Source organism: Streptomyces sp. NPDC032198, from assembly GCF_040636975.1.
Taxonomy (GTDB): Bacteria; Actinomycetota; Actinomycetes; order Streptomycetales; family Streptomycetaceae; genus Streptomyces.
Genome location: NZ_JBEZVL010000008.1, coordinates 315156 through 338349, shown reverse-complemented (window position 1 = coordinate 338349; position 23194 = coordinate 315156). Strand labels below are relative to the sequence as shown.

Genomic DNA, 23194 nt, shown 5'->3' with positions numbered 1-23194 from the left:
CCGGGGGCAGGACTGACGTACGGACGCTGGAGGCCTCGATGCTCTCCTCGGCCTGGGTCAGCCGGTCCAAGCCGCGCGTCCGCCTCGCCTGCTCCATAGACGTGCCGGGGCGAACCGAGTCGCCTGTTCCTCTTGTTGTCGTTGCGGAATTCCACAGCGCGCGCATTCATGGCCAACTGCGGGGCACTCGGCGCCCACGACAACTCGGCCAGGCGGAAACAGAGATGAGTGTGATGCCATGTCTTTCCCCGACCGTCCCCAGACATCTGGCGACTACGACCAGCCTCCCCGGCACCCAGCGGTGAGGCGCAACAACGCCATGGCGATCGCCGCGCTGACTCTCGGCATTCTGGCGATCCTGCTCTTCTGGACCGTTTTCGGCGGCATACTGTTGGGCCTGCTGGCGGTCATCTTCGGCATCATCGGTGCTCGTAAGGCGCGTGAGGGCAGGGCACCCTACGGCAAGATGTCGGTCATCGGATCGGTCCTCGGCGCGCTGGGCCTCATCGCATCCGCCGTGATCATCGCGATCGGCGCGTCGATTCTGAACTCCGACGAGTACAAGAACTTCGATGACTGCGTGAAGCACGCCGACTCGAAGAGTGAACGTGACGCGTGTGCGAAGGATTTCGACCGGGAAATCAATGACTGACCCGGCCGTCACTGCGCCGCCCTCGATCGGCAGGAGTTCGGGGGCCCGTGATTGATCTTGCTCGCGCACAGGACTGTTTTATGTGAGATCAGACTGTCCGCGAACGGCCTGAAACGTCCCTGCTGCGGTGAACGCGTTGGCGATCGGCGCGATGAGCGAGGCGAAGCGGCGGGCGCCTGCGTTGCCGATCGGTGCCCATAGCGCGGCGCAGTGCTCGTCAGTCTCCACTTCGATGCGCTCGTGTGCCGCACTGCCGGGGTCGGTGATCACGCCGTGGGAGTCGAGCCAGCCGCGCGCGACGAGGCGTGCCGCCGCCGCGCTCCACTCCTCGTCGTCCCACCGGCGGGTCGCTCGCGCCAGAGCTGTCGGGAGGCGGCCGGTCGCGGTGTGCAGAACGAGACAGTCGCACGGCCCGAGGCCGTTTGCGGCGAGTACGACGAGATGGGCGTCGCCGCGCCACTCGCGCGCCACCGTGATCTGTTGCCAGAGCGCGACGAGAGGATCAGGGGGAAGCACGACCGAGGCGTTCGCGGCGGCCAGCACCTTGCCGGCGTAGTCGACACCGGCGACGACCGGGTCGATCAGCGAGCGCGCCTCGGCAAGGTGGTCGTCGGTGAGATGTATGTCGACGCGCCGCATCGCCCGGCCGGCGGCCAGGAAGCGGGCGGCCTGCCACCGCTCGGGCGGTGCGGCGTCCCATACGCCCGCCATGGCCCGCACTGCCCGCGGGCTGAAGTTGTAGAAGGCCGCGAGCGTGACCTGCCACGGAACTACGCCCATCGCAGCCGACCGGAAGGCCAGATACGCCGGCCCGCGGTCGGTCACGCCGAGCTCGGCTGCCTCCTCGGCGGTCTCGGGGACGAGATATATGAACAGGTGAGCGGCACTGATGGCGCGGCTGACGTCACGGACGGCGTGCAGGTCCATCTGGCCGTCGTCGGAACGGACGGAGTCGGGAAGGGCGTCGAGGTGCATGGTGGCGGTATCTCCGGGAGTCGGGTGGCGCTGTGTCAGGCGGGTGTTTCGGCGGTGGCGGTCAACACCGCGCGTCCCAGGGTGTGACCGGCCATGGTGAAGCCGAGGACGGCCGGTGTGGCGTCGGCCGGGACGCCTGTCGAGGGGATGTCGAGGGCGTGCACGACGACGAAGTATCGGTGCGGGCCGTGTCCGGCCGGCGGTGCGGCGCCGATGTAGCGGGCCACGCGGGCGTCGTTGGGCAACTGGTAGGCACCTTTGGGCAGTTGTGAGCCGGTGTCGTCGCCGACGCCCTCGGGCAGCGCGGTGACCGTGGCGGGGATGTCGGCGACCGCCCAGTGCCAGAAACCGGACCCGGTGGGGGCGTCGGGGTCGTAGACGGTGACGGCATAGCTCTTGGTGCCGTCCGGGGCGCCGCTCCAGGACAGCTGCGGGGAGGCGTCCTTCCCGCCGGGCAGGCTGGAGGAGTGCTGCTCGGGCGGCCACGCGGCGCCGTCGGTGACGGTGGTGCTGGTGACGGTGAACGAGGCCGCCTGGGGGAGGCGGGCGAAGGGGTCGTTGGCAGGCATAGCGGTCGTTCCTTTCCGGACGAAGGTGTCCTGGTCGGCTACTGAATCGACAGTAACATGAATAATCGATTATCCAGGGGATCGTCTAGGATGGGCTCATGACTCAGACGGCGCCCTCCTCGACCCCGCCGGGGAAGCAGATGCTTTCCGAGCAGGTCTACGCACACCTACGAAACGCGATCATGCGCGGGGACCACCCCCCTGGCGCCCCTCTCAAGCCGCAGGACCTGGCCAAGGAACAGGGCGTGAGCCTGGCCGTGGTGCGCGAGGCGCTCGTGCGAGTGGTCGGCGAGGGGCTCGCCGACCGGCTGCCCAACCGCGGTTTCGCCGTCCCGCCCTTCTCCGACCGGCGCTGGCAGGAGATCGCGGAAGCCCGCCGGACCGTCGAACCGGTCGTACTGCGCATGTCCATCGAGCGCGGCGACGTCGACTGGGAAGCGCGCGTGCGGGCCGCCCACCATCGTCTGGTTCGCACTCCGGCATACGCGCCGGAGGAGGGCGAGTACTACACCGCCGCGTGGGCCGAAGCTCACAGAGCCTTCCACCGCACGTTGCTGGAGGGGTGTGGCAACCGCGAGCTGCTGGAGACCTTCGACCGGCTGTGGACCGCGAGTGAGCTGACCCGCCGTTGGTCGGCGCACCGCAACCCCGACCGGGACGGCGCCGAGGAACACCGCAGGCTGGAGGAGGCGGTGCTGGCCCGCGACGCCGACACCGCGGCCGCGGTCCTGGTCCAGCACCTCACCTTGACCGCGGCTGCTCTGACCGACGATTCAGGCCAGGCCACTTAGGCTCGCGCCACAACAGCGAGGTCGAGGTGGAGTTCATGTCCCGCTCGAACCGGCGTAGGGGCTCTCGTGTGTCCATAACGGTGGGGGCAACGCTCGCCGGTCGCCGTCGGTGAGCCGCTTCAGCCACTTCTCAGACCCCGGGCCCGCGGTAGCGCTGGTGCCACTCGGTCATGAAGTTACTGGACCAGGAGCCGAACTTCTTGGAGTCGCTCGCGCAGGCGGTGCCCTCCCCCACCACGCCGCATCGCGGGTGGCGAAGGTGGCATTGACCAGGCACACCAACGCGGCGCGCAGCTGGGACCGGTTGACGAACAGGTTCCGTACCCGGCGCAGGACGGACTCGCTCCCGCCGTGCCCGCCGGTGACCGCGCCCCGATTGAAGCCCCAGTTCGTGCCCAGCGCGAACAGCACCAGCAGCAGTCGGCGCCACAGCACCGACTTCGGGACCGCCTCCCTGGTGGCGACCGAGATGAGCGGCTTCGCAATAGGCCCGCTTCAGCTGTGCCACGTCCGCATCCGTTTGGCGGGCGCGAACCTTGCCCACCAGGGCCTGGCAGGAGAGGTAGTCGTCCGCTCCCCTGCCGCGCCATGTACGTCACCACGCACCGCTCATGGCACTCCCCCTCGGTGGCCGGAGGGGCCACAGCCCAGCCCGGCAGCGGTTGCCCGCGGGAGCGGTAGGCGCGCGCCAAGGCCTCGCAAGCCTGTTCGGCGCCATCGCGGGTGATCCGGTAGAAGCGCCGCCGAGGCCGGCCGGCCTCCTCGTGCACGGACGGGTCCTCCCAACTGCTCAGCACCCAACCGGCCTGTTCCAACCGGGCCAGGATCGGGTAGATCGTGCCCGATGGCAGTCCCGCCAGCTCACACAGCTCCAGGCCATAGCGCTGCTTCGCGGGATCCTCCAGCAAAGCCCGCAGAACCAGTTGGGTCTGCAGGGTCATCCGCATCATCACCATACTCGTCCTCTACATAGCCTATATATGGCCTGCCTAGAGATTCGGCGGGCAGGCAGATGCCTCAACGCCTCTCCACCGAGGCCCAGTTCGGGGCATCCGACACTCGCCGCTTCCGTTCACGGAGCGCTTGTTGCAGGTTCACTGTCGATTGCGGGGTGTCTTCACGGCTGGACCGCGGGGCTGGGAGGAGCGACGGGCTGATGTAGCTGCGACGGACTGATGTAGCTGCGACGCCGCAGCGGCCCGCTGGAGCAGCAGAGACTCGGCGAACAGCGCCTCCGCCTCGACGACGCCGTCTGGCAGTACGAAGTCCCATGCGCTCCGTGTCGCGTCGCACAGAGTTGACGGCGCGACACCGTCAAGCTGACCTGATGCGGCGAGCGGCTACTGGGCTAGCCTGCAGGTGTGAGCACCGGACGGGAAGGCCCAGAAGCCGAGAGGTGGTTGGCGGACACGCGGGCGTCCTACGATGCCGATGCCACCAGCTACGCGGACGAGACGCGCAACCTGTTGGCCGAACTGCCGCCCGAGCAGGAGGTCATGGCGCTGTTCGCCGAGCAGGTGCGGGCGCACGGCGGCGGGCCCGTCGCGGACGTGGGGTGCGGCCCTGGGAGGATCACCGCCCACCTGAGGGAGCTCGGCGTGGACGCCTTCGGTATCGATCTGTCGCCCCGGATGATCGAGGAGGCGCGGCGTGAGCATCCCGGTCTGCGGTTCGAGGTGGGGTCCATGACACACCTCGATCTTGCAGAGGGCTCGTTGGCTGCCCTGATCGCCTGGTACTCGATCATCCACGTCCCCGATGAAGCGATCGGCACCGTCCTTGCCGGCTTCCGTCGGGTGCTGCGACCCGGCGGTCTGCTGCTGCTGGGTTTTCACGTCGGCGATGCCTCACCACCTGCGCCAAAGGAGAACGGCGAGCCCTGGCCCGAGTCCTACGTCCGTCGCCGCCAGCCGAGCCAAGTCGCTGCCTGGCTCGACGAGGCCGGCTTCACCCTCGATGCCCACCCCACACTCACGGCGGCGGCGCGCAAGCTCGGCGGAGTACTGCTCGCGCACCGCTAGGTGAGGGGCCCGGAGCTTCAACTGATCGTTTCAGAATGCCGTCCCACTTCCCGCAGCACGGCCGGAGGCAGCTGCGCGTCCTTCGCCTCATTCCTGCGTCCTTGGCAGGAGTTGACCGGCGTGACCGCCCCGGCAGTCAGAACACATGTGCTGTTGGTCGTCGGCCGGGCACTCCCACGCCAAGGATCGGCCAGAAGGATGAGCGCTGTGACCAGGCGCGACGGATCTGCCAGGTGAGAGATGCGGATCCTTGGGCATAAGTGGCGACAGCCGATGGGAGGTTGCCATGGATGGCAGAGATCTGGAGCTGGGCGAGCTTCTGGCCGCAGCGGAGTCCGCGCCGCCCGGGGAGTCCGTCAGCGTCATCGCGCACGACCTGCGCAAGCGCTTCGGGGCGGAGCGCGTGTCATTCCTGTTCGCCGATCTCATGGGGCAGCGGCTACTGCGTCTGAGCGCGCCAGACGAGGGAGAGTGGACGGAAGCTGCGCAGCGGAGCGACTTGCAGGGCAGCGTCTACGACACAGTTCTGCGCAGCCAGCGACAGCATGTGGAATCGGATGGTCAGGGCGGACGGCTCGTGATCTCACCCGTGACCAATCGCGGTGACTGCATCGGTGTGCTGGAGGTGACGCTCCAGTACGCCGACGACACCGTGCTCAAGCAGATCAGTGAAGCGGCCCATGCGCTGGCCTACATAATCGTCACCGACCGCCGCTTCACCGACTTGTACCAGGCAGGCCGGCGCACCACCCGGACCAGCCTGGCCGCAGAAATCCAGCACCAGCTGCTGCCTTCTGCCTCGTGCTGCGAGGCCCCGCAGTTCACGTTGGCGGCCGGACTGGTCCCGGCCGACGACATTGGTGGTGACACGTACGACTACACGCTCGATCGGGAGACGCTGCACCTGTCCATCACCGATGCCATGGGCCACGACACCGACTCCGCCCTGCTGGCCACGTTGGTTACCGGTGCCTTGCGCGGCGCCCGCCGAACTGGCTGCGACGCCCTCGCTCAGGCACGTAGCGCCCACGAGGCTCTGCTGGCCCACGGTCATGGACTGGCCACCGGACAACTGCTCTGCATTCGTCTGGAGACGGGCGCCTGCGAACTGGTCAATGCAGGACACCCCTGGCCGCTGCTCCTACGGGACGGCGACACCGAAACCCAGGAGATCAAACTTGAAGTCAACCTGCCATTCGGTGTGGCGGCACCCAACTCGTACCGACTGCAGAAGCTTCAGCTGCGCCCCGGCGACCGCCTCGTCCTCCTCACTGACGGCATGCAGGAGCGCGGTGCCGCAGATGCCGATCTGGCTTCTCTCGTGCGCGACTCCCGTGCCGCGCATCCCAGGGAAGCCGTGCGCACCCTGACGACAGCAGTGTTGGATGCCTGCCGGGGCAACCTCAAGGACGACGCCACCATCCTCATCCTGGACTGGCACGGTGCCGCTGTGCACAGTGACCGTGAGCCCGTGCCGCGCCCTGTTCACCCTTGAGTTGCCGCGCTGGCTCCGCAGTTGCGCCGAGCCGGCCGCGACTGCGGACAGACCTCCTCTCCGCTGCGCGCCTATCGGCGGGCCGGATACTGCGGTGCGGGTGGCGTGGTCCAGGTCAGCTTCCCGACTTCGGCGGCGCGCGCTCCCGACTGCGGGATGGGACCGGTGCTGCCATCCCGCGTGCGTCCTCACGGAAGGAACGTCACCGCCGGGAAGGCCGGGGACGGTCCGTCGAGCAGGTGCCCCCGACGGCGGCGCAGGTGCTCATCGAAGAACGCGAGTGGATAAGCCTGCTGGATCTGCACCGCCTGTTCGGGATCGAGGGTGCCGATCACGTCCTGGAGCTGCTGCTCGCTCCATCCATACAGCTTCGCCACCTGGGGGAACAGCGCCTCGTTGTCGCCGTAGGAGACGTGGGCGGCACCCCGGGCCTCAATGTTCAGCCGCCGGCCGCGCAGGTGCGACCAGAATGCGGCGACCGCGGGAACACTCTCCCGGGTGAACTCGGCGGACATCATCATGAACGGCCGCTCCAGGTCGCCGGCCAGTGGCGGCCTCATCTGCATCGGCCCGTCCAGGCTCAGCCCGGCCCGGATCCGCTGGTCCGCGAGCATGGCGCAGGCGGTGGCCGTCCCACCCTTGGACCACCCGAACACGCCGATGCGCCGCGCGTCGAAGGAGCCCAGCAGCCCGGCCGGCAGCCTTCTGCGGCCGGCATCAGGATTGCGGTCGGCGGCCAGCTGCTCGACGCAGTCCAGGACGAAGCGCAGGTCGGCGGCGAAGTCCCCGGGCAGCGTCGGCGCCTGCCCATCCTGGAGCGGGACGGCGATCCGCCCGTCGGGGAACTGGGTGTAGGTGTCGTACTGGTGAGCCACCGTCACCACCGCATATCCGTGGCTGGCCAGCTCCTGGACCACGATGGTGTGATCGCCCTGGTGGCTGTGCGCGCCGTGCGAAAACACAACGACGGGCAGCCGCCGCCCCGTTCGACGCACCGGAGCACCCACACGGCCGGCCGTCAGCGGCCCCCGCGAGGTCAGATCGCTCAACCCGGCGTCGGCGAGGAACGCCTGAAGCACGTCGGCCGGCATCCAGGGCGCCACCGGGTAGCGCCGGACATCCCGGGCGGGATACCAGATGGTGGCCATCAGCTCACGGAAGTGCCCGGGACCCGCGACAGGGTCCGGACGCGACCGGTCGACCAGGTGCAGTTGGACCGTGCCCACCGGGTACGGCCCCCTCGGCGCGGGCAGCGTCAGCCGCCTCGCGGCCACGTCAGCGACGACCGGGCCTGCCCATGCGGAGCCAGCAACGCGGGCGAGCGGCACCGCCACCCCGGCGGCCAGCGCAGCTCCCATCATGTGGCGGCGCGTCATGCCCGTTCGGCCGGTGAACGTAGTGTTGGTCATGGGCCCTCCCCTGGTGACGGGTCGTCAACTGCCCTGCGGCCAGACCGCGGACACAGGACGACGCTGTCACCTGCCCCACCCCCGCAGCATCGGCCCACCGATCACACACACGCCAATCGATTCCACCCGCGGGCTTACACCCCAGGGCTGACCCGGACGGCAGAGTCACCCGGCCAAGAGCCCACCCCGAGTACCCCGGGCTGATGGTGAAGGCGTTCGCCCATCAGCTCCACCAGCGCATTTCGACCACCAGCCGCCAAGAGACGGACGCCCTGCCGAAGCTCTGCCGTGAGGGCGCAGCCGCTCTCACGGAGTTCTGCTGCGCTGCACCGTCGCTCTCCTCGCCCAGAGGTAAAGCGAGCATGGCAAATGCCCTTATTTAGCGGGACTTGATCGTCTCTGGTAGGACGTCACCCGCCATTCCAAAAGATATCTCCAGCACATCTTCCGTCTCCCCAGAACCAAACACCTCAAAGATCACGTGTTACGGGCGACCACGTCAGGCACGCTCAGAGACAGGCAAAATCGGGTGGCAGTCATATCAAGGGTGGGGACGGCGGCGATAGCCGCCGTGATGTCCGGTGCACTGGTCGCGGGGGTGGCCTCGGCCGACTCCAGGCCAGATCCAGGGCCTGACCATAGCGCGGGCATACGTCCCGGTGGGGAGACCACGACCGGTCGGGCAGCGCAAGGCGGGAAGACGGCGACCGTCACGTTGGTGACCGGCGACCGTGTGGTCGTCCGGGCAGGAGGCAAGCAGGTCGTCCGGCTGATCCGCGGCGAGGGGCGCGAGAAGGTCGCGATCGCGGTACGGCGCGAGGCCGGGCACACCTACGTCGTGCCGCAGGATGCCCAGTCACTGATCAGCGCGGGCAGGCTGGACCGGCGGCTCTTCGACGTCACACGGCTCGTCGGGGACAAGTACGACGACGCCCACCGCACCTCGCTGCCGCTGATCGTCAAGTACCGGCCCGGACGCGTCAACAGCCGCACGGACGACACCTTCCACGGCCTGGCCCGCGACCGCCGTACGCTGCCCGCCATCGGCGGCGAGGCGTTCGACGCGCCCAAGTCCGGCGCAGAGGACGTCTGGACGAAGCTCACCGGCGGGACGGGCGGCCGTACGAACGCGCGGTCCACCGCGGCCCCGGCCATCGCGCACGTCTGGCTGGACGCCACGGTCCGTCCCTCTCTCGACAAGAGCGTGCCGCAGATCGGCGCCCCCACCATGTGGGCGGCCGGATACACCGGCAAGGGCGTCAAGGTCGCCGTCCTGGATACCGGCGTCGACCAGACGCACCCGGACCTCAAGGGTGTCGAGGTCGCCGAGAAGAACTTCACCGAGTCCGCGCCCGACGCCAAGGACCGCATGGGCCATGGCACGCACGTCGCCTCGACCCTCGCGGGCTCCGGGGCCAAGTCGGGCGGCAAGTACAAGGGTGTGGCGCCCGACGTACAGGTCCTGGACGGCAAGGTCATCTCCGAAGTGGAGGGCACGGGGACCGAGTCCAGCATCGCCGCGGGCATGCAGTGGGCGGTCGACAGCGACGCCAAGATCGTCAATCTGAGTCTCGGCAGCCTCGATTCGCCGGGGACCGACCCGCTGGAGGAAGCCGTCGCACGGCTCTCCGGCAAGGCGCTGTTCGTCATCGCGGCGGGCAACGACGGCCCCGAGGCCGGTACGTTGAACTCGCCCGGCAGCGCCCCCGCCGCCCTGACCGTCGGCTCCGTCGACAAGCAGGACAACATCGCGGAGACCTCCAGCCGGGGCCCGCAGGCCGATGGGGTCGCCAAGCCCGACCTCACCGCGCCCGGCGACGACATCACGGCCGCACGCTCCACGCAGATCCCCGGCGATTCCGAGAGCGACCCCTACGTCGCCATGTCGGGCACCTCGATGGCGACGCCGCACGTGGCCGGTTCCGCCGCCCTGCTCCTCCAGCAGCACCCGAAGTGGACCGGCCCGCAGCTCAAGGCCGCGCTGACCGGCTCCGCCGAGCCCAACCCCACACTCAACGCCCATCAGCAGGGGGCGGGCCGCGTCGACCTGACGCGCGCCGTCACCGCGTCCGTCTTCCCTGAGCCCGGCACAGTTGCCTTCGGCACGCAGGCCTGGCCGCACACCGACGACAAGCCGGTCGCCAAGACCGTCACCTACCGCAACCTCGGCACCAAGCCCGTCACCCTGACGCTCTCCGCCGCCGCCCTGGACCCCAAGGGCCGCCCGGGGCCGGCCAAGATGTTCACCGTCAAGGACGCCAAACTCACCGTCCCGGCGAGCGGCACCGCGAAGACCACCGTCACCGCCGACACCACGCTCGGCACCTCCGACGGCATCTACGGCGGGACGCTGCTGGCCGCCGGCGACGGCCAGGAAGTGCGCACCGGCCTGGTGGTCGACCGTGAGGTCGAGTCCTATGACCTCACGGTCGACCACCTGGACGTCAACGGCAAGGACTCGTCCAACTACACCACCACGCTCACCGACCGCACGCAGCGGAAGATCGAGGTCCCCTACCGGGAGGGGCCGGTCACCCTGCGGGTGCCGAAGGGCACGTATGCGCTGGAGAGTTCCGTCTACGGCCCGACGAAGAGCTTCGCGGTCTTCGTCCAGCCGAAGCTGAAGGTCGCCGCGAAGGCGACGGTCACGCTGGACTCCCGCAAGGCCAAGCCGGTCGCCGTGACCACCCCGGACGCCGGCGCGCGTCTCACGACGTCGGACATCAGCTACGACGATGCGGCACTGGGCATCGCGAGCAGCTGGAGCCTGGGCGGGGACACCGTCATCCGCACCCTCGGCCTTGGCGCCGCATCTCCCACCTTGAACGCCCAGTACAACGGCGTCTGGAAGGCCTCGAGGACGGCGGCGCGGAAGGTCGACTACCGGCTGGGCTTCAGCCGTAGCGGCAGCTGGTTCTCGGGCCTGAAGCACGCCGCTACCAAGGCCGAACTCGCCGAGGTGAAATACGGCGTCGGTTCCTCCGCCGCGGGGCGCAAGGGCACGCTGTCCGCCACACCGATCGGGACGAACGACTACAACCCGCCTCTGCAGCCGCTGACGGAGCTCAAGCTCCCGACCTCCGGGACGAGCTATGTCAACACCAATGATCTGCGCTGGAGTTGGTCCATGGCGCAGCTCGACGGCGCGGGGGCTTCCACCATCGACTACGGCACCGACGCGGTCGCGTACAAGGCGGGGAAGCGCTACACGCTGAACTTCAACACCGGTGTCGTCGGCCCCGACCTGAACGCCGATGACGGGCAGGGCGCGCGCCGGGCGGGCAACTCCATGGACGCCTACGTCCAGCTCTTCAGCGACGGCGCGGGGCATGCGGGCAGCTCCGTGACGACCGGCGGCTTCACCCGGCTGGAGTCGGGCGGCCGCACCATCGCCGAGGGGGGTCCCGGCGCGGTCAACGCCGATCTCCCGGCCGCCTCCGCCTCCTACCGCCTGACCATGGAGGCCACCCGCGCGGCCACGGTCGCCACCACCAGCACCAAGGTGGCCGCGGCCTGGACGTTCAAGTCGGCGAAGACGCCCGACGCCCCGCCCACCACGCTGCCCCTGTCCACCGTCCGCCTCGCGCCGAAACTGGCGCTGAACGGCACGGCCCCGGCAGGCAGCACGTTCAAGGTGCCGCTGAAGGTGGCCGGCGCGGCAGCCGGACCCGGCAAGATCGCCGCCTTGACCGTCAAGGTCTCCTACGACGGCGGCAGCACATGGAAGTCGGCCCCCGTCACGACCGACACCAGCGGGGCGCACACCGCGAGCGTCAAGCACCCCGCAGCGGCCAAGCCCGTGTCGTACCGCGTGTATGTGAAGGACACGAGCGGCAACACCGTGACGGAGACGATCACGAACGCGTACCGGCTCGCTCCGTGACGAGGCGTCCGCGACGATGACAGGCCCAGCGGCCACGTCATGAGGCCGGGCCACGGGAACGCTTCCCGTGGCCCGGCCTCCTTTTGTTGGTTTCGCCTTGAGGAAGCTCACGCGTGTTGCAGGTGCGTGAGCTGCGCGGACCGTTGTCTCATGCCACGCGCGAGGCGTGGCGATTTCCTTGACGGAGTTCTCGGGCAGCGCGTTTCCTCGCCTACGGTTTGTTCCATGACGAGTGACGGCGTAGTCGTGGATGAGGCGATCCGTGCGGCGTGGGCCGCATACCGGGTCCTGGACAAACAGACTTCCGCTGAGGACCGCCAGGAGGCGCAGCAGCGCGTCACGGCCGCGGTGGACGCGTACGGGCGTGAGGAGGTGTCCCGGGGCACGGTCTTCCTGGTGGGCGTGCTGACCGGATACCTGATCGCCGAACAGTCCGGTAGCGAGGATCGGCTTGATCCGCTCAGCGATCTGATCCCCGCCGTGATCCGCAGACTCCCCACGTTCGAGACGGCCGACCCGGCTCAGGTGCCCATGGCCACCGGCGTCCTCATGGCCGCTGCGATGGGCATGGACACCGTGGAGTGGCGCGACCGCTTCGGGCAGATCCCGCCGGAGGAGGCTCTCGTACACGGCTTCGTGTTGTGGCTCCTGGCCGACCTCTTCGATTCCCTGGCCGGACGGCCCGGAGTCATCGATCAACTGATGCGGGAGACCTTCGACTCCATGGCCGCCGAACAAGAACAAGGCTGACCTGCGGGCCGCGGGCAGTGCCCGGCGGGCGGCTGTCGGCGGATACGGCCGTGGCGACGATGCGGAACATCTGGCTTCTGCCCCCGCTGGGGGGATGCCGGGGTCAGGGCGTTGTCGCCGGGTGGCTATCCGAGCCAGACGATGTTCAGGACGGTCAGGCGGCGCAGGGGCCTGTTCACCCAGTAGGTGAGGGACAGCCGGCCGACGGACGCGTACCGCACGTCCTCGCCTTCAGGGTCCTCCGCGTTCCACTGGCCAAAGCCCCAGGGGTCTGCCGCGGCGGCGTCCAGGACGTCCCACACCGTGTCTTCGGCGTGTTCAGGCAGGATGCCGACGACCTTCGCGGCCGACGGGGAGAAGCGGACCGCGTACGACTGTGCGGTCACCGGCGTCTGCCCCGCAGCTCCGCCATGCCGATGGATGGGCTGTCGTCGTAGCCGGAGGCGACGAACGCGTCGACCGCCGGGGCGTGGGCCAGGCGGCCTTGCCATTCCTGGACGACCTCGTACAGCCCGGCCAGGGAGAACGTCCGGCGCGACTCCTCCAGGGCCGCCGCCCAGTCCCGCTCGAAGGCCGGCACCCACTGTGCGGCGCGCCGGTCGGCGCGCAGCTGTGCGAGGAGTTCGGCCGGAGCTCCCGGGGCGGGGGCGTACGGCGTGCCGGGGGCATGGTCGGGCTGCGCGCTCATCGGCTGATCCTCCTTGCGGGTCCCTACCGTCACGGTACGCGCGCGGCGTGATCGTGGGTGCGGGCATGGGTAGATCTCTTCTACTGATCCGTCAGCGGTGACACGGAGTCGGGCCTCCTGCGCAGGTGCCGGGGTTTGCCACGATCGCTTTACGGTCTGCGTCGGGCGTCGAGTGTCGAGCGTTGGGACGAGATGCGATGAGTTGACGGGCTGCAGCCGGTGGGAGTCCTAAGAGATCCTTCGGTGTGATCCCTCAACTGATACGCCGCCCGAAGTCCCGTGGCCTGCGCCTATGGCCGGTCGGCCTCGTCCTGTCCCTGACCTTCATCACTACGGTCGGCATCGCGGTCGGGGTGTTCTTCGCCGGGTGGGACCTGCTCGGCGCCCGCGGCCTGAAGACCCAGCGACGCCTGGACGCCTCGACGCTGTTCGACCTGGTGAAGCTGGCGTTCGGGGTGGTGGCCGGGGCCGGTGCGCTGGTCGCCCTGGTGGTGGCCTACCGGCGTCAACGGGTGGACGAGGACGGTGCGCTGCGCGAGGCGACGCGGCTGCACACCGAACGCTTCACCACCGCCGTCTCCCAGATCGGCGACGAGTCCGCCGCGGTGCGCCTGGGCGGGGTGCACGCGCTGGCCGGGCTCGCCGACGACGCACCCACCGACCTGCTGCGCCAGACGTGCATCGACGTGCTGTGCGCGTATCTGCGCCTGCCCTACAGCGCTGAGGCCGACCTGCCGCCGGACGACGCTGCCGCCCGGCACGCTTACCTGGCGCTGCGCGAGGTGCGGCACACCATCATCCGCCTCATCCGGGACCGCACGTCGGTCGACCCCGAGGAAACTTCCGTCTCCTGGCAGGGGTACGACCTCGACTTCACCGGCGTTGTCTTCGACGGCGGAGACTTCACCGGCGCGGTGTTCGCCCCCGGGGCCACGGTCTCCTTCCGCGACGCGCGGTTCTCCGACGGCACGTGCTCCTTTGTCGATGCGTGCTTCTCCGGCGGCACTGTCTCGTTCGGCGGCGCAGCGTTCTCGGGCGGCACGGTCATCTTCAGCCAAGCGGTGTTCCGCGGTGGAAGAGTCGACTTCGGCGCCACGTTCTCGGGGGGTACGGTCGACTTTTGCGGCGCCCGATTCACCGGTGCCACGCTCGACTTCACCGCGGCGACCGGCCTCGCGCCGATCGACCTGGTACAGGGGGGCGGGCCGCTGCCGCCCGGCCTGAGCCTGCCAGATGCGTGGCTGCCGCCGGCGCCCTGACCGCCGCTCCGAACGACGCGCCCGTTCATCGCGTTCCCCTCCCAGCCTTCCCCGGCCTCGAAGTAGCCCTCCACGACGGTAGATCCGGGCCTCCATCGGTCTCCGCGAACGCCAGGGTGCCGATGGCCCGATCGCGCAGCCCCAGCAGGGAGGCCGGGGCGGCGCCGACCGTTTGGCGCAGGTGCTCGGTCAGTAGGGCGGGGGCTTCCGCAGTCGCGGACCACGGAAGCCTTCAGAAGCCCACCCCTGCCGGACGATCTCCTTCGCAACAGCCGCCCACGACCAGCACAAGCTCCGGGGGACGACATCGGCGAGCTCTCCGCTCAGCCACTTCAAGAGGGCGCCGCTTCATTCGGCGGCGCCCCTCGCTCGGGCCGTCGGTCCGCGAAACCGGCGGATGGCGGATCAGGTGCCCGGCTTGCGGCCGTAGACGAAGACGTCGTCGCCCTTGCGCAGCATGTTCCAGTACTTCACGGCGTCCTTCTTCGTCATGTTGACGCAGCCGTGGGAGCCCGGCGGGGACCAGACGCTGATGCCGACCGAATGGAACGCCTGGCCGCCGTCGAAGAACTGGCTGTACGGCATCGGCACGTGGTAGATGCTCGACACGTGGTCGATGTCGCGCCAGTAGACCTTCTTCAGGCCCGTGCGGGTCTCGTGGCCGTTGCGGCCTGTGCGCACCGCGATCGGGCCGTACTTGAGGTTCTTGCCGTCCTGGATCCAGCTGAGCTGGAGGGTCAGGTCGACACAGGCGATGCGCCCCTTGTTCGTCGGGCACTTACCCGCCTTGTTGGGGTTGTTGCCCACCGCCTTCTGCTTGTTCATGAGGTTCATGACGCCCCAGGTGACGCTGCCCGCGTACCCGGCGTTCGGGGTGATGTTGTGCTTGGTCTGGAAGGCCTTGATGACCTTGCAGTCAGCTGCCGACTGCTTGCCGTCCACCGGGCGGCCGAGGAACTTCTCGACCTGCTGCTGGTAGGGCCCGGTCTGCGTCGAGCACGACGCGGCCTGAGCGCTGCCCGTGCCGAGCGCCACCGTGAGCGGTGCCACCAGCACGGTGATCCCCAGCGCCACAGCTCCTCGTCTGCGTATGTCCCCCATTGCTGCCCACTCCTCGTTCGTCATTGGTCCGCGGCTCGGATCCCACCTGCTAGACGACGCGGCCGCGGGGTTCGTTGTAGGGCGAATCGGCACAGGTGTGTAACAGAGGGCGATTTGCCGCCGGGGTACGGCAGGTCTTCACGACCATCGAGCACCTCGCCGAGGCTCCGCGGGCCAGGGGCGCGTTCGGCAGCGCCGACGTTCTGCGCGTCCACGTCGGCGGCCGGCCGGCAGGCCACCGCGACGATCACCTATCACGACGGCACGAGCGCCCAGCACACCACGCGTACCCGTTACGCACTGACGGCCAGCAAGGCGGGCTCTGCGTAGACGTCCTCCCGGTGGCCGTCGACCGACCACCGCTGCGACCAGGAGGTGGTCCGGTCCGCCGGACTGAAATCGCCCTCCCGCCCTCTCGCCTTCGGGCGGGAGGGGGGCCTTTCGTCGTGTCCATCAGGGTCGCCGCGTGATCCGCACCATCGCATTCGACGTAGGCGAGACCCTCGTACGGGACGACCGTTACTGCCGGCGACCCGGCCGAAGAGACCCTGGACGTCGGCGACCATCCCCGAAACGACGTGCTGCCAGCACGGGCGGCGGGGCTGCGCGCCGCCCATGACGGAGAGAGCGTTCGAACTGACCGCCCTCTCCAACACGACAGCCGCGAACTTCGGCGAGCGCGCCGTGGACGCCCACGGCAGCTCCGCTCACTGGTTCCCCCACGGGTGCCGCCCCTGTGTCCTTCTGCACGTATGCCGGGCGCAGCTCGACCACACCCAGACATGCGAGCAATGCGCGGACGAGCCTGCGCGCTGCCGCACCACTACTGCCCTGCGGCAGATCCTGAAGGCGGCACGGCGGTGACCGGACGGTTCTGCCGGCCCTGCGACCAGCTGATCAAACAGGGGCACCCCACCACCACCTTCGTCAAGCTCTCCATCTCTGCGGGTGGTGCGGCCGTCACCCTGCACGAGAAGGGCGCCAAGCGGGCCGGATACGTCCGCCGCCATCCCCAGCACCCGCCGCGGCTACGTCGGACTGGCCGCAGCGGGAAGAGGCGGCCGCTCGAAAGTGAGCTCATGGCGAGCGGCCGCCTGCTCCCTCTGCATCGAGCGGAGATCCCTGTGACTGCCCCTCTGGCTCCATACCTGTGCGGTGAGTGCCAGCACACCACCCGAGATGGCGACACCCACGAAGACGGGATGTTGGAGACCAGCTCGGGTGGGCCTCTGCCTGGTGTCGCTCACACGCCGCGCTGCCCTGAGGTCGTCCTCGTTCACGGGGGGGCAGGACCGTCGTGCATCACCCCCGTAACAAAATGATCTGCTTCCTTGTGCGGCCCCAGTCCACGCCCGTGAAGTGGGCTGATGCACTTTCCGACAGCAGGCGGTCCGTTCGTCCGCCACCTGCGTATGTGGCACGCCGTACTGGCCTTCCTCGTAGGAGTAGCAGTGGTGGCGTGCCTCATCCTTCTCCCGTCCGACGGCGTGCGCGCGGTGCCCAACAGCCCCTGCCGACCAGCCGATTCGGCGCGCAAGGACGTGCCCGCGGCCCCCGATCTCGACGGGGATGGCTTTGTCGATCTGGTGCACGAGATTTCCCGGTCGTTGAAGGTCGACGTGCTCGTCGTACCCGGCTCCGAGCACGGTCCGGACCACGACCGCACGACCCTCCTCACCCAGGAGGACCTCGGTGTGCCCGACGGCATCCAGACGGGTGACGACCCGTGGCAGCCCACGATCGCCGACCTGGATGAGGACGGCCACGCCGACCTCATCGTCAGCGGCGCCGCCCAGGTCCTGTGGGGAGGTCCCAAGGGCCCGCAGGCCAGCGGTCCGCACGGGAGCGTCCGACTGCCGGGGAGCGGATACAACACCGCGCCGATCGCCGGGGACTTCGACGGGGACGGCCACACCGACCTCGCGGCCTTCAGGGACTCGAACGAGAAACAGGAACTGATCGTCCTCAAGGGGCCGTTCAAGCGCTCCGGGGCCCCCGCCCGGACGGTGGAGATCCCCAGCCCGGTCCACGAGGGCGCGTCACCCGTGCTGGTCGCCGGGGACGCGAACGGCGACGCCGCCACCGATCTCGCGCTCTACGACTCCCCCTACGATCCGCCCCTGCTGTTCACCGGCGGCGCCCATACCGCCGGCGGCCTGAGCAAGAAGCCCGAGCATCTGCCGGAGGGCGAGAACGTCGTCTTCGGCGACTTCGACGGTGACGGGCGGCGGGACGTCGCCCTCGGCCGGAGCTTCGTCGACAGCTACGACGAGGTCGATACACCCCACCGCCGCGGCCAAGTCAGCGTCCGCTACGGGAAGGAGCCGGACAAGTGGGTCACGATGGAGGGCGGTGACTTCAAGGAGGGCTTTGGCACCCGGCTCGCCGCCGGGGACTTCAACGGTGATGGCTGCGACGACCTGGCCGTACAGCTCACCAAGAAGAAGGAGACGGGGGACGCACGGATTGAGATGCTGCGGGGCGGCTCTGAGCACGGTCTCGGGTCGAAGCCCTGGCGCACCACCAAGCGCTCCGTGCCGGGTGACGACGGCCCTGTCGACGGCACGCTCTTCGCCGTCCACGACTGGGACCGCGATGGCCGCGCAGAACTGGCCCTGCTCGGCAAGGACAGGTGGTGGATCACCGACGGCACGGACCGCGACGAGGCGTCCTTCCCGGTCGCCCCCAGCAAGGACCAAGGTTCGTAGGCACAGGATCGTTCACCGACACCCGGTGCGCTCCTACGCATTCAGTCTCACGGTCGATGTCCAGTCGGCGGCCGATGGCACACGGCGCTGAGACGGGCGGGTGTCCTGTCTCCCTGCACTTGGCGGATTCTCACTCGGTCTCATCCGAGCTTTCGGATTCTCAACCAGCCTTGGTCGGCAGGACCGGCTCTGTCCGGTCCCACCGGACCATGCTGGTCGGGGGGCCTGGGCCGGGGGCGAATCTGCGCCGGCTGGCCGGCTACGGCATTCGCGGCACGCCGCGGCGCCCGGGACCGTCGCTGCGGCGAGAATGACGGCGCCTGCGCCCATCCGAGAGCACAGCCCCCGAGGCGGGCCGGATTCCCGCGCTGCTCTGCCGCGTGTCTTCAGCGCACGATGAGTTCGACGGCGACCTTCAGGCGCTCGAGGTAGAACTCCCGGGATGCGGCTTGATGCTTGAGGCCGATCGATACGCTGATCATCGTCTGTGCGAGGGGAACGGCCGTCTCTTGTCCTGACTCGAGGGCGATCGCATGTGTGATCAGTTCCTCGAAACGTCGCGGAGCAGTCTCTGCGATCTCTCCGAGGAGGCCGGGGTTGTCCTCGATGACCACCGCGACGTCTCGCGTCAGTGGGCCGACGTAGCGGCCCGCCCACCGGTCGAAGGCTTCGACGAGGCGCTCTGGAAGAGGGCGGCCGACATCGGCCAGGACATGTCCGACTGCTGCGATGTCGCGCTCCAGGGCCTGGGTTACCGCGGCACGGAAGAGAGCCTCCTTCGAGGAGAAGAGGAAGTAGAGCCCGGGGCGGGAGATGCGTGCGGCCCGCGCCACTTCCTCCATCGAGGTCTTGCGGTAGCCGAATCGCGCGAACGTGGCCAGAGCGCAGTCCAAAACCGTGGCCCGACGGCCGGTATCGGTGATGGGCGACGACAAGGGGCCGGCCTCGGGACTGCTCATGGGACGAGCATAGGAGCGGTGAACGAGCTATACAAGTTCAGTCCAGCGTGTATAGCCTCGCCGTTATGACGGCTCACGAACTCCTCTCCACGTCCTTCACCGCCTCCAGCACGGCGGACGAGGTGGTGCGGGGCGTTGACCTCACCGGCATCCGCGCGATCGTGACGGGAGGTTCCTCCGGAATCGGGATCGAGACGGCTCGCGCGTTGACCGCAGCCGGGGCACAGGTGACGCTCGCCGTGCGGAACACGGCTGCGGGTGACGCCGTCGCCGAAACGATCGAGAGATCGACCGGAGGGATCCGCCCCCGAGTCGTCCGCCTCGACCTCGCCGACAGGACCACCCTCACGCCGTTCGTCGACGCGTGGAGCGGCCCGCTTCACCTGTTGATCAACAACGCGGGCGTAGTCACCGGTGGTCTGGAACGAACCGGCGAGGGCTGGGAGTTGCAATTCGCGACGAACCATCTGGGTCACCTCGCACTCGCCCTTGGCCTTCACGACGCCCTGGCCCTCGGAGCGTCCGAGCGCGGCGGAGCACGGATCGTCTCGGTCAGTTCGACAGCGCACATGCGTTCCGGCATCGACTTCGACGACCTCCACTTCGAGCGTCGCAGCTACGACCCGCAGATTGCCTACGCCCAGTCGAAGACGGCCAACTCCCTGTTCGCTGTCGAGGCGACCCGCCTGTGGGCGTCCGACGGTATCGTCGCCAATGCTGTGAACCCCGGCGGTGTCGCGACGGGTCTGCAGCGGAACTTCACTGCACAACAGAAGCAGTCACTCGATGCTGCCGAGGCCGCTGGAGTCTTTACGTACAAAACGGTCCAGCAGGGCGCCGCCACCAGTCTTGTCGCGGCTGTCGCCCCGGAGTTCGCCCACTCCGGAGGTCACTACCTCGATGACGCGCAAGAGGCCTACACCGTGCCGAACGACGTCGACCTCGCGCAACACCCGCACGGTGTCAAGGAATGGGCGCTCGATCCCGCTATCGCCAAGCGCCTCTGGACGGTCTCGACCGACCTGCTCCGCGTCTGACCTCTCGACGCCACAACGTCCCCGTGTCCGCTCTTCCCCGGCATCGACGAGCCGGCCGCCTGATCGAGTTCGACAACTTCGAGCAGGCCGTCGCAGCGCGCGAGAGTGCGGCCTGCCAGGAGGCGCTGGTCGCCCTCTCCGGCGGCGTCGAGCGCGACTTCCGCATCGCCGAAGGCATCGACTGACCGAGGGCCGGTCGGATCTTCACCGAAGCGGAAAAACGGCGACCGGGGCCTTCCTGGCGGCAAGCCGGCACGGGGACCCGCAGGCCGGGCAGCACTCGATCGTGTTCTGAGAGGCGGTTTGATGTCAGCACGGCGCAACTGAGCCTCATCCGATATCCGCTGCCGGAGCTACCGCGATCTCTGTCCCGTCCCCGCCTGTCCGCGTACACGTGGACGTACTCACCTATGTAAGGACGAACGTGCCCAGTTGGTGGTGTGCTGGGGCCGGTGCATCGCCCGGCGGTACCCGGCCCGGACGACGGGCCCCGATCGGTGATCGGGGCCTCTCGTGGCCGACTACACCTCGTTGAAGCCACGCGACGCGTCGTAGATGTCGAGTTCGATGAAGACCACGTAGAAGCTCGTGACGACGTACTGGACCATGACGTGGTCCTCCCAGACCGAGCGGGTCACGGTATCGGTCGTGTAGGTGAGATGGCTGCCAGCGCCCTCTGGTTCAGTTGCGATCCTGTCGACCAGACGCAGGAACGTTTCCCGGTCTTCGGCCGGCATGTAGTCACGAAACCGCACAACCTGCTCGGTGAACTGCACTCGTCTCTTCATCGAGGCAGCACTCTATGGGCACGGCGAAGGCCCTTGCCGGGAATTTTTGGCCGGGCCTGCTCGCCTGCAGGTAGCTCGGGCGGCAGCTTTCTCCGGGATGTCGGAGGCGAGGCCAGTCGAGCTCCAGGATGGGCCCGCCAGTCGCCACAGGTGTACTTGATGTTGGCGTGGGCGAGCTCCGACTGGGCACGTCTGTCTGCACTTCGTTAAGTCCATGCTCACGTACACCGGCATGTGTCGGCGTACTTCTCGAAGTGCGCCGCGGAGTACAGAGACAAGTGCACCAGCTGTGGCGAGTTGGCGGTGATCTGGTCGGCCGCCAGGATGGGGCCGGGCTGGCAGGCTGCACTCGTGGCCCTCGACTTTGCCTGGACGCCGGTTGGGCCGAAACCACCCCCGTGCAGACCAGGGAGGCTGCCGTTCTCCCGTGCTGGTGGCCTCGGAACCGGCCCCATCTCGCCGCACTCTAGATGCAGGGTCTGACAAGTCGAGCCGGGCGACACCGCCGTAGGGCGCGCCTGGCAAGGCCCGTCTCACGACACCTGGACCGTCGGCGGCCGCCGGATCGGCCCGGTCTGCGTCCGCTACGGGAGGGAGCCGGACCAGTGGGTCACCGGCGGCGACGGAACCGCGGCCCTGGCAAGGAGCCGAAGCGACTGTGCCACAGCGGCTCCACGATCCGACCTCGGTAACGCTGGGCGGTGGGCTTCGAGAACGTCAGCCCCGAGGCTTCCGCATGCGGGGAACCAGATAGCCGTTCGCTTACCCCTCCGTTTAGGGGGCACACGGACAAGGACCAGCGAGGGCCGCTGGGCATGGAGTTGAGTCAGGTGAACTGTCCCTCATGCGGTGGATCGGCCCAGCAAGCTTCGGACGGCTCCTGGGCGTGCGGGCAGTGCGGCCCTATCAGCCGTTCGGCAACAGCGGCATGGGTAGGGTCGACGTCATGACGTCCGAGACGCCTCCCCCGCCGGCCGGGGGATTCCAGCCACCGGGTATTACAACAACGGACTGTCGCGGCTGCGGCACCCAGATTTCAGGCATCAGCGGGCGCTACGCCTGCGGGGTGTGCGGCTGGACCAACCCGTGGGACGAGGGGCACCAAGACCTACCGACCATGGATGAAGGCCCTGACCGACCTGGCCACGGACCAGCCGTCTGAGCCCCCGCTGCCCTGCCTCTCCGGATTCCATGACGGCCCGGAGAGCGGTAGCCACTACGCGGCCCTCCCAGTTAGGCCAACGCGTGGGCATGCATCAGAACCGATACCCGGCCCTGCGTGGTCGACCGGGCTGGGGCCGCTTTGGGGCCCCAGCCCCGTACACGGCGGCGCTTTCCCCCCAAGCCAGCGACTCGTTGCACTGTTTCGCCACAGTTCGGGTAGTTGATCGTCATGCAGACTCACCGTCAGACCGTTCTCGCCCTCGAGGGTGGCGGCTCACTGATCTTCCTCATCGTCGGCATCGCCGTGGTCGCAGGGCTACTCGCCATGTTCATCAGCGGCCGGCGCCGCGCTGCCCGCCGCACCGAACCAACTGCACCGTCCCACCGCACTCCCCCCAGTGGCGAAGCCCAGCGCGGTGAAACCTGGCAGACCCCCGACGACGACCCCGAACAGGGCCACCCGCACCCCTGAAACAAGGACCAGCTCACGACGCCTCGACCGGAGCGACTCCGCAGCGAATGAAACAGACTGCCCTGGCGTTGTTTGGCCCCTGTGGTCGAGCCGGGAGGGCCTTCGACCTCCCCAGGCATCATGACCCTCCCGGCCCGCACGCGTCCGGTGCCCTTCTTCTCCACGCTCATGCATTCGCGTGTCGGCCCCGCGCTGACGACACCGCGCGGTCGTCAGCCAAGCGCTTGCCGGCGACGGCCAAGTAGCCACGGATGACCGCGGTCTGCCTTGTTCGATGCTTTGCGCTGGTCGGTCTACGACGGACTGGCCCGCCCCCCTTACCGTTTTCGTAGCCCCGCAACGCCAGCCGCCCCTTGGGCAGCTCAGCGCCGCGCGTTTCACGCAACAGCCGGACGAGGGCGGGCACGGCCTTGCGACTCCGGGAAGGAGTAGGTCCGCGTCGGGGTGCTCGTACGTATTGATCATGTCGATGA

Annotated in this window: 20 protein-coding genes and 5 pseudogenes; 15 read left to right on the top strand and 10 right to left on the bottom strand. The window is 68.7% G+C overall.

The genetic code is table 11. The features are described 5' to 3' along the window. Positions 1–238 precede the first annotated feature (238 nt). Positions 239–652 (top strand): DUF4190 domain-containing protein, encoded by a 414-nt coding sequence (locus tag AB0E78_RS23315; protein ID WP_361835559.1) that lies wholly within the window; start codon positions 239–241, stop codon positions 650–652. 78 nt (positions 653–730) lie between these two features. Here AB0E78_RS23315 and AB0E78_RS23310 read toward each other — a convergent pair whose 3' ends face one another. After that, complete coding sequence (locus AB0E78_RS23310) at positions 731–1627, bottom strand: hypothetical protein (protein WP_361835556.1); 897 nt, start codon at positions 1625–1627, stop codon at positions 731–733. A 35-nt stretch (positions 1628–1662) separates the two neighbouring features. After that, positions 1663–2196 (bottom strand): YbhB/YbcL family Raf kinase inhibitor-like protein, encoded by a 534-nt coding sequence (locus AB0E78_RS23305; protein WP_361835553.1) that lies wholly within the window; start codon positions 2194–2196, stop codon positions 1663–1665. A gap of 98 nt (positions 2197–2294) precedes the next feature. Here AB0E78_RS23305 and AB0E78_RS23300 point away from each other — a divergent pair, with 98 nt between their 5' ends. Further along, positions 2295–2987, top strand: coding sequence for a GntR family transcriptional regulator (locus AB0E78_RS23300; protein ID WP_361835550.1), 693 nt, complete (start codon positions 2295–2297; stop codon positions 2985–2987). Positions 2988–3117: 130 nt separating this feature from the next. On the opposite strand, the pseudogene AB0E78_RS23295 reads toward AB0E78_RS23300, so the two are convergent. Together AB0E78_RS23295 and AB0E78_RS23290 are read right to left on the bottom strand one after the other, a co-directional pair. Beyond that, positions 3118–3458, bottom strand: a pseudogene (locus tag AB0E78_RS23295) (Tn3 family transposase). A gap of 245 nt (positions 3459–3703) precedes the next feature. Further along, a pseudogene (locus tag AB0E78_RS23290) lies at positions 3704–3928 on the bottom strand (helix-turn-helix transcriptional regulator); the annotation flags it as partial. Positions 3929–4348: 420 nt separating this feature from the next. Between AB0E78_RS23290 and AB0E78_RS23285 the strand changes: the two are divergent. Together AB0E78_RS23285 and AB0E78_RS23280 are read left to right on the top strand one after the other, a co-directional pair. Continuing rightward, positions 4349–5008, top strand: coding sequence for a class I SAM-dependent methyltransferase (locus AB0E78_RS23285; protein WP_361835547.1), 660 nt, complete (start codon positions 4349–4351; stop codon positions 5006–5008). A 286-nt stretch (positions 5009–5294) separates the two neighbouring features. Next, positions 5295–6503 (top strand): PP2C family protein-serine/threonine phosphatase, encoded by a 1209-nt coding sequence (locus AB0E78_RS23280; protein WP_361835544.1) that lies wholly within the window; start codon positions 5295–5297, stop codon positions 6501–6503. 188 nt (positions 6504–6691) lie between these two features. On the opposite strand, the gene AB0E78_RS23275 is transcribed toward AB0E78_RS23280, so the two are convergent. After that, positions 6692–7912: an acetylhydrolase gene (locus AB0E78_RS23275; RefSeq protein ID WP_361835542.1), complete on the bottom strand. Its 1221-nt coding sequence runs from the start codon at positions 7910–7912 to the stop codon at positions 6692–6694. Between the two features lie 718 nt (positions 7913–8630). On the opposite strand from AB0E78_RS23275, the gene AB0E78_RS23270 reads away from it, so the two are divergent. Beyond that, positions 8631–11795, top strand: coding sequence for a S8 family peptidase (locus AB0E78_RS23270; RefSeq protein WP_361835539.1), 3165 nt, complete (start codon positions 8631–8633; stop codon positions 11793–11795). A gap of 225 nt (positions 11796–12020) precedes the next feature. Further along, positions 12021–12545, top strand: coding sequence for a hypothetical protein (locus tag AB0E78_RS23265; RefSeq protein WP_361835537.1), 525 nt, complete (start codon positions 12021–12023; stop codon positions 12543–12545). A 125-nt stretch (positions 12546–12670) separates the two neighbouring features. Here AB0E78_RS23265 and AB0E78_RS23260 read toward each other — a convergent pair whose 3' ends face one another. Next, on the bottom strand, positions 12671–12931 hold the full coding sequence (locus AB0E78_RS23260; protein WP_361835535.1) for a hypothetical protein: 261 nt from the start codon (positions 12929–12931) through the stop codon (positions 12671–12673). Then, positions 12928–13233: a DUF6247 family protein gene (locus tag AB0E78_RS23255; RefSeq protein ID WP_361835532.1), complete on the bottom strand. Its 306-nt coding sequence runs from the start codon at positions 13231–13233 to the stop codon at positions 12928–12930. The genes AB0E78_RS23260 and AB0E78_RS23255 overlap by 4 nt, the downstream gene beginning before the upstream one ends. 245 nt (positions 13234–13478) lie before the next feature. On the opposite strand from AB0E78_RS23255, the gene AB0E78_RS23250 reads away from it, so the two are divergent. Beyond that, positions 13479–14492, top strand: a complete 1014-nt coding sequence (locus AB0E78_RS23250; RefSeq protein ID WP_361835529.1) for a pentapeptide repeat-containing protein — start codon at positions 13479–13481, stop codon at positions 14490–14492. Positions 14493–14897: 405 nt separating this feature from the next. Here the strand turns inward: AB0E78_RS23250 and AB0E78_RS23245 are convergent, their stop codons facing one another. Beyond that, complete coding sequence (locus tag AB0E78_RS23245; RefSeq protein WP_361835526.1) at positions 14898–15593, bottom strand: L,D-transpeptidase; 696 nt, start codon at positions 15591–15593, stop codon at positions 14898–14900. A gap of 524 nt (positions 15594–16117) precedes the next feature. Here AB0E78_RS23245 and AB0E78_RS23240 point away from each other — a divergent pair. The 3 genes and pseudogenes from AB0E78_RS23240 to AB0E78_RS23230 all read left to right on the top strand — a co-directional run. After that, a pseudogene (locus AB0E78_RS23240) lies at positions 16118–16210 on the top strand (HAD family hydrolase); the annotation flags it as partial. After that, entirely contained in the window at positions 16209–16457 is a 249-nt protein-coding gene (locus tag AB0E78_RS23235; RefSeq protein ID WP_361835523.1) for a hypothetical protein, read from the top strand. The pseudogene AB0E78_RS23240 and the gene AB0E78_RS23235, both read left to right, overlap by 2 nt. Positions 16458–16960: 503 nt before the next feature. Beyond that, positions 16961–18301, top strand: a complete 1341-nt coding sequence (locus tag AB0E78_RS23230; protein ID WP_361835520.1) for an FG-GAP and VCBS repeat-containing protein — start codon at positions 16961–16963, stop codon at positions 18299–18301. 386 nt (positions 18302–18687) lie between these two features. Here AB0E78_RS23230 and AB0E78_RS23225 read toward each other — a convergent pair whose 3' ends face one another. Continuing rightward, positions 18688–19260 carry a TetR/AcrR family transcriptional regulator gene (locus AB0E78_RS23225; protein ID WP_361835517.1) on the bottom strand — a complete coding sequence of 191 codons (573 nt, stop codon included), beginning with the start codon at positions 19258–19260 and terminating at the stop codon, positions 18688–18690. Between the two features lie 65 nt (positions 19261–19325). On the opposite strand from AB0E78_RS23225, the gene AB0E78_RS23220 reads away from it, so the two are divergent. The 3 genes and pseudogenes from AB0E78_RS23220 to AB0E78_RS23210 form a co-directional block, all read left to right on the top strand. Then, a complete protein-coding gene (locus AB0E78_RS23220) occupies positions 19326–20297 on the top strand; it encodes an SDR family NAD(P)-dependent oxidoreductase (RefSeq protein ID WP_361835515.1) in 972 nt (323 codons plus the stop codon). Positions 20298–20356: 59 nt separating this feature from the next. Beyond that, positions 20357–20482 (top strand): annotated as a pseudogene (locus AB0E78_RS23215) (DUF1330 domain-containing protein); the annotation flags it as partial. A gap of 31 nt (positions 20483–20513) precedes the next feature. Continuing rightward, positions 20514–20624 (top strand): annotated as a pseudogene (locus AB0E78_RS23210) (aminoglycoside phosphotransferase); the annotation flags it as partial. 194 nt (positions 20625–20818) lie between these two features. Here the strand turns inward: AB0E78_RS23210 and AB0E78_RS23205 are convergent. Beyond that, positions 20819–21073, bottom strand: a complete 255-nt coding sequence (locus tag AB0E78_RS23205) for a hypothetical protein (RefSeq protein WP_361835512.1) — start codon at positions 21071–21073, stop codon at positions 20819–20821. A gap of 958 nt (positions 21074–22031) precedes the next feature. On the opposite strand from AB0E78_RS23205, the gene AB0E78_RS23200 reads away from it, so the two are divergent. Together AB0E78_RS23200 and AB0E78_RS23195 are read left to right on the top strand one after the other, a co-directional pair. Beyond that, complete coding sequence (locus tag AB0E78_RS23200; protein WP_361835509.1) at positions 22032–22247, top strand: hypothetical protein; 216 nt, start codon at positions 22032–22034, stop codon at positions 22245–22247. A 231-nt stretch (positions 22248–22478) separates the two neighbouring features. Then, entirely contained in the window at positions 22479–22721 is a 243-nt protein-coding gene (locus AB0E78_RS23195; protein WP_361835506.1) for a DUF6479 family protein, read from the top strand. The last annotated feature ends 473 nt before the right edge of the window (positions 22722–23194 follow it).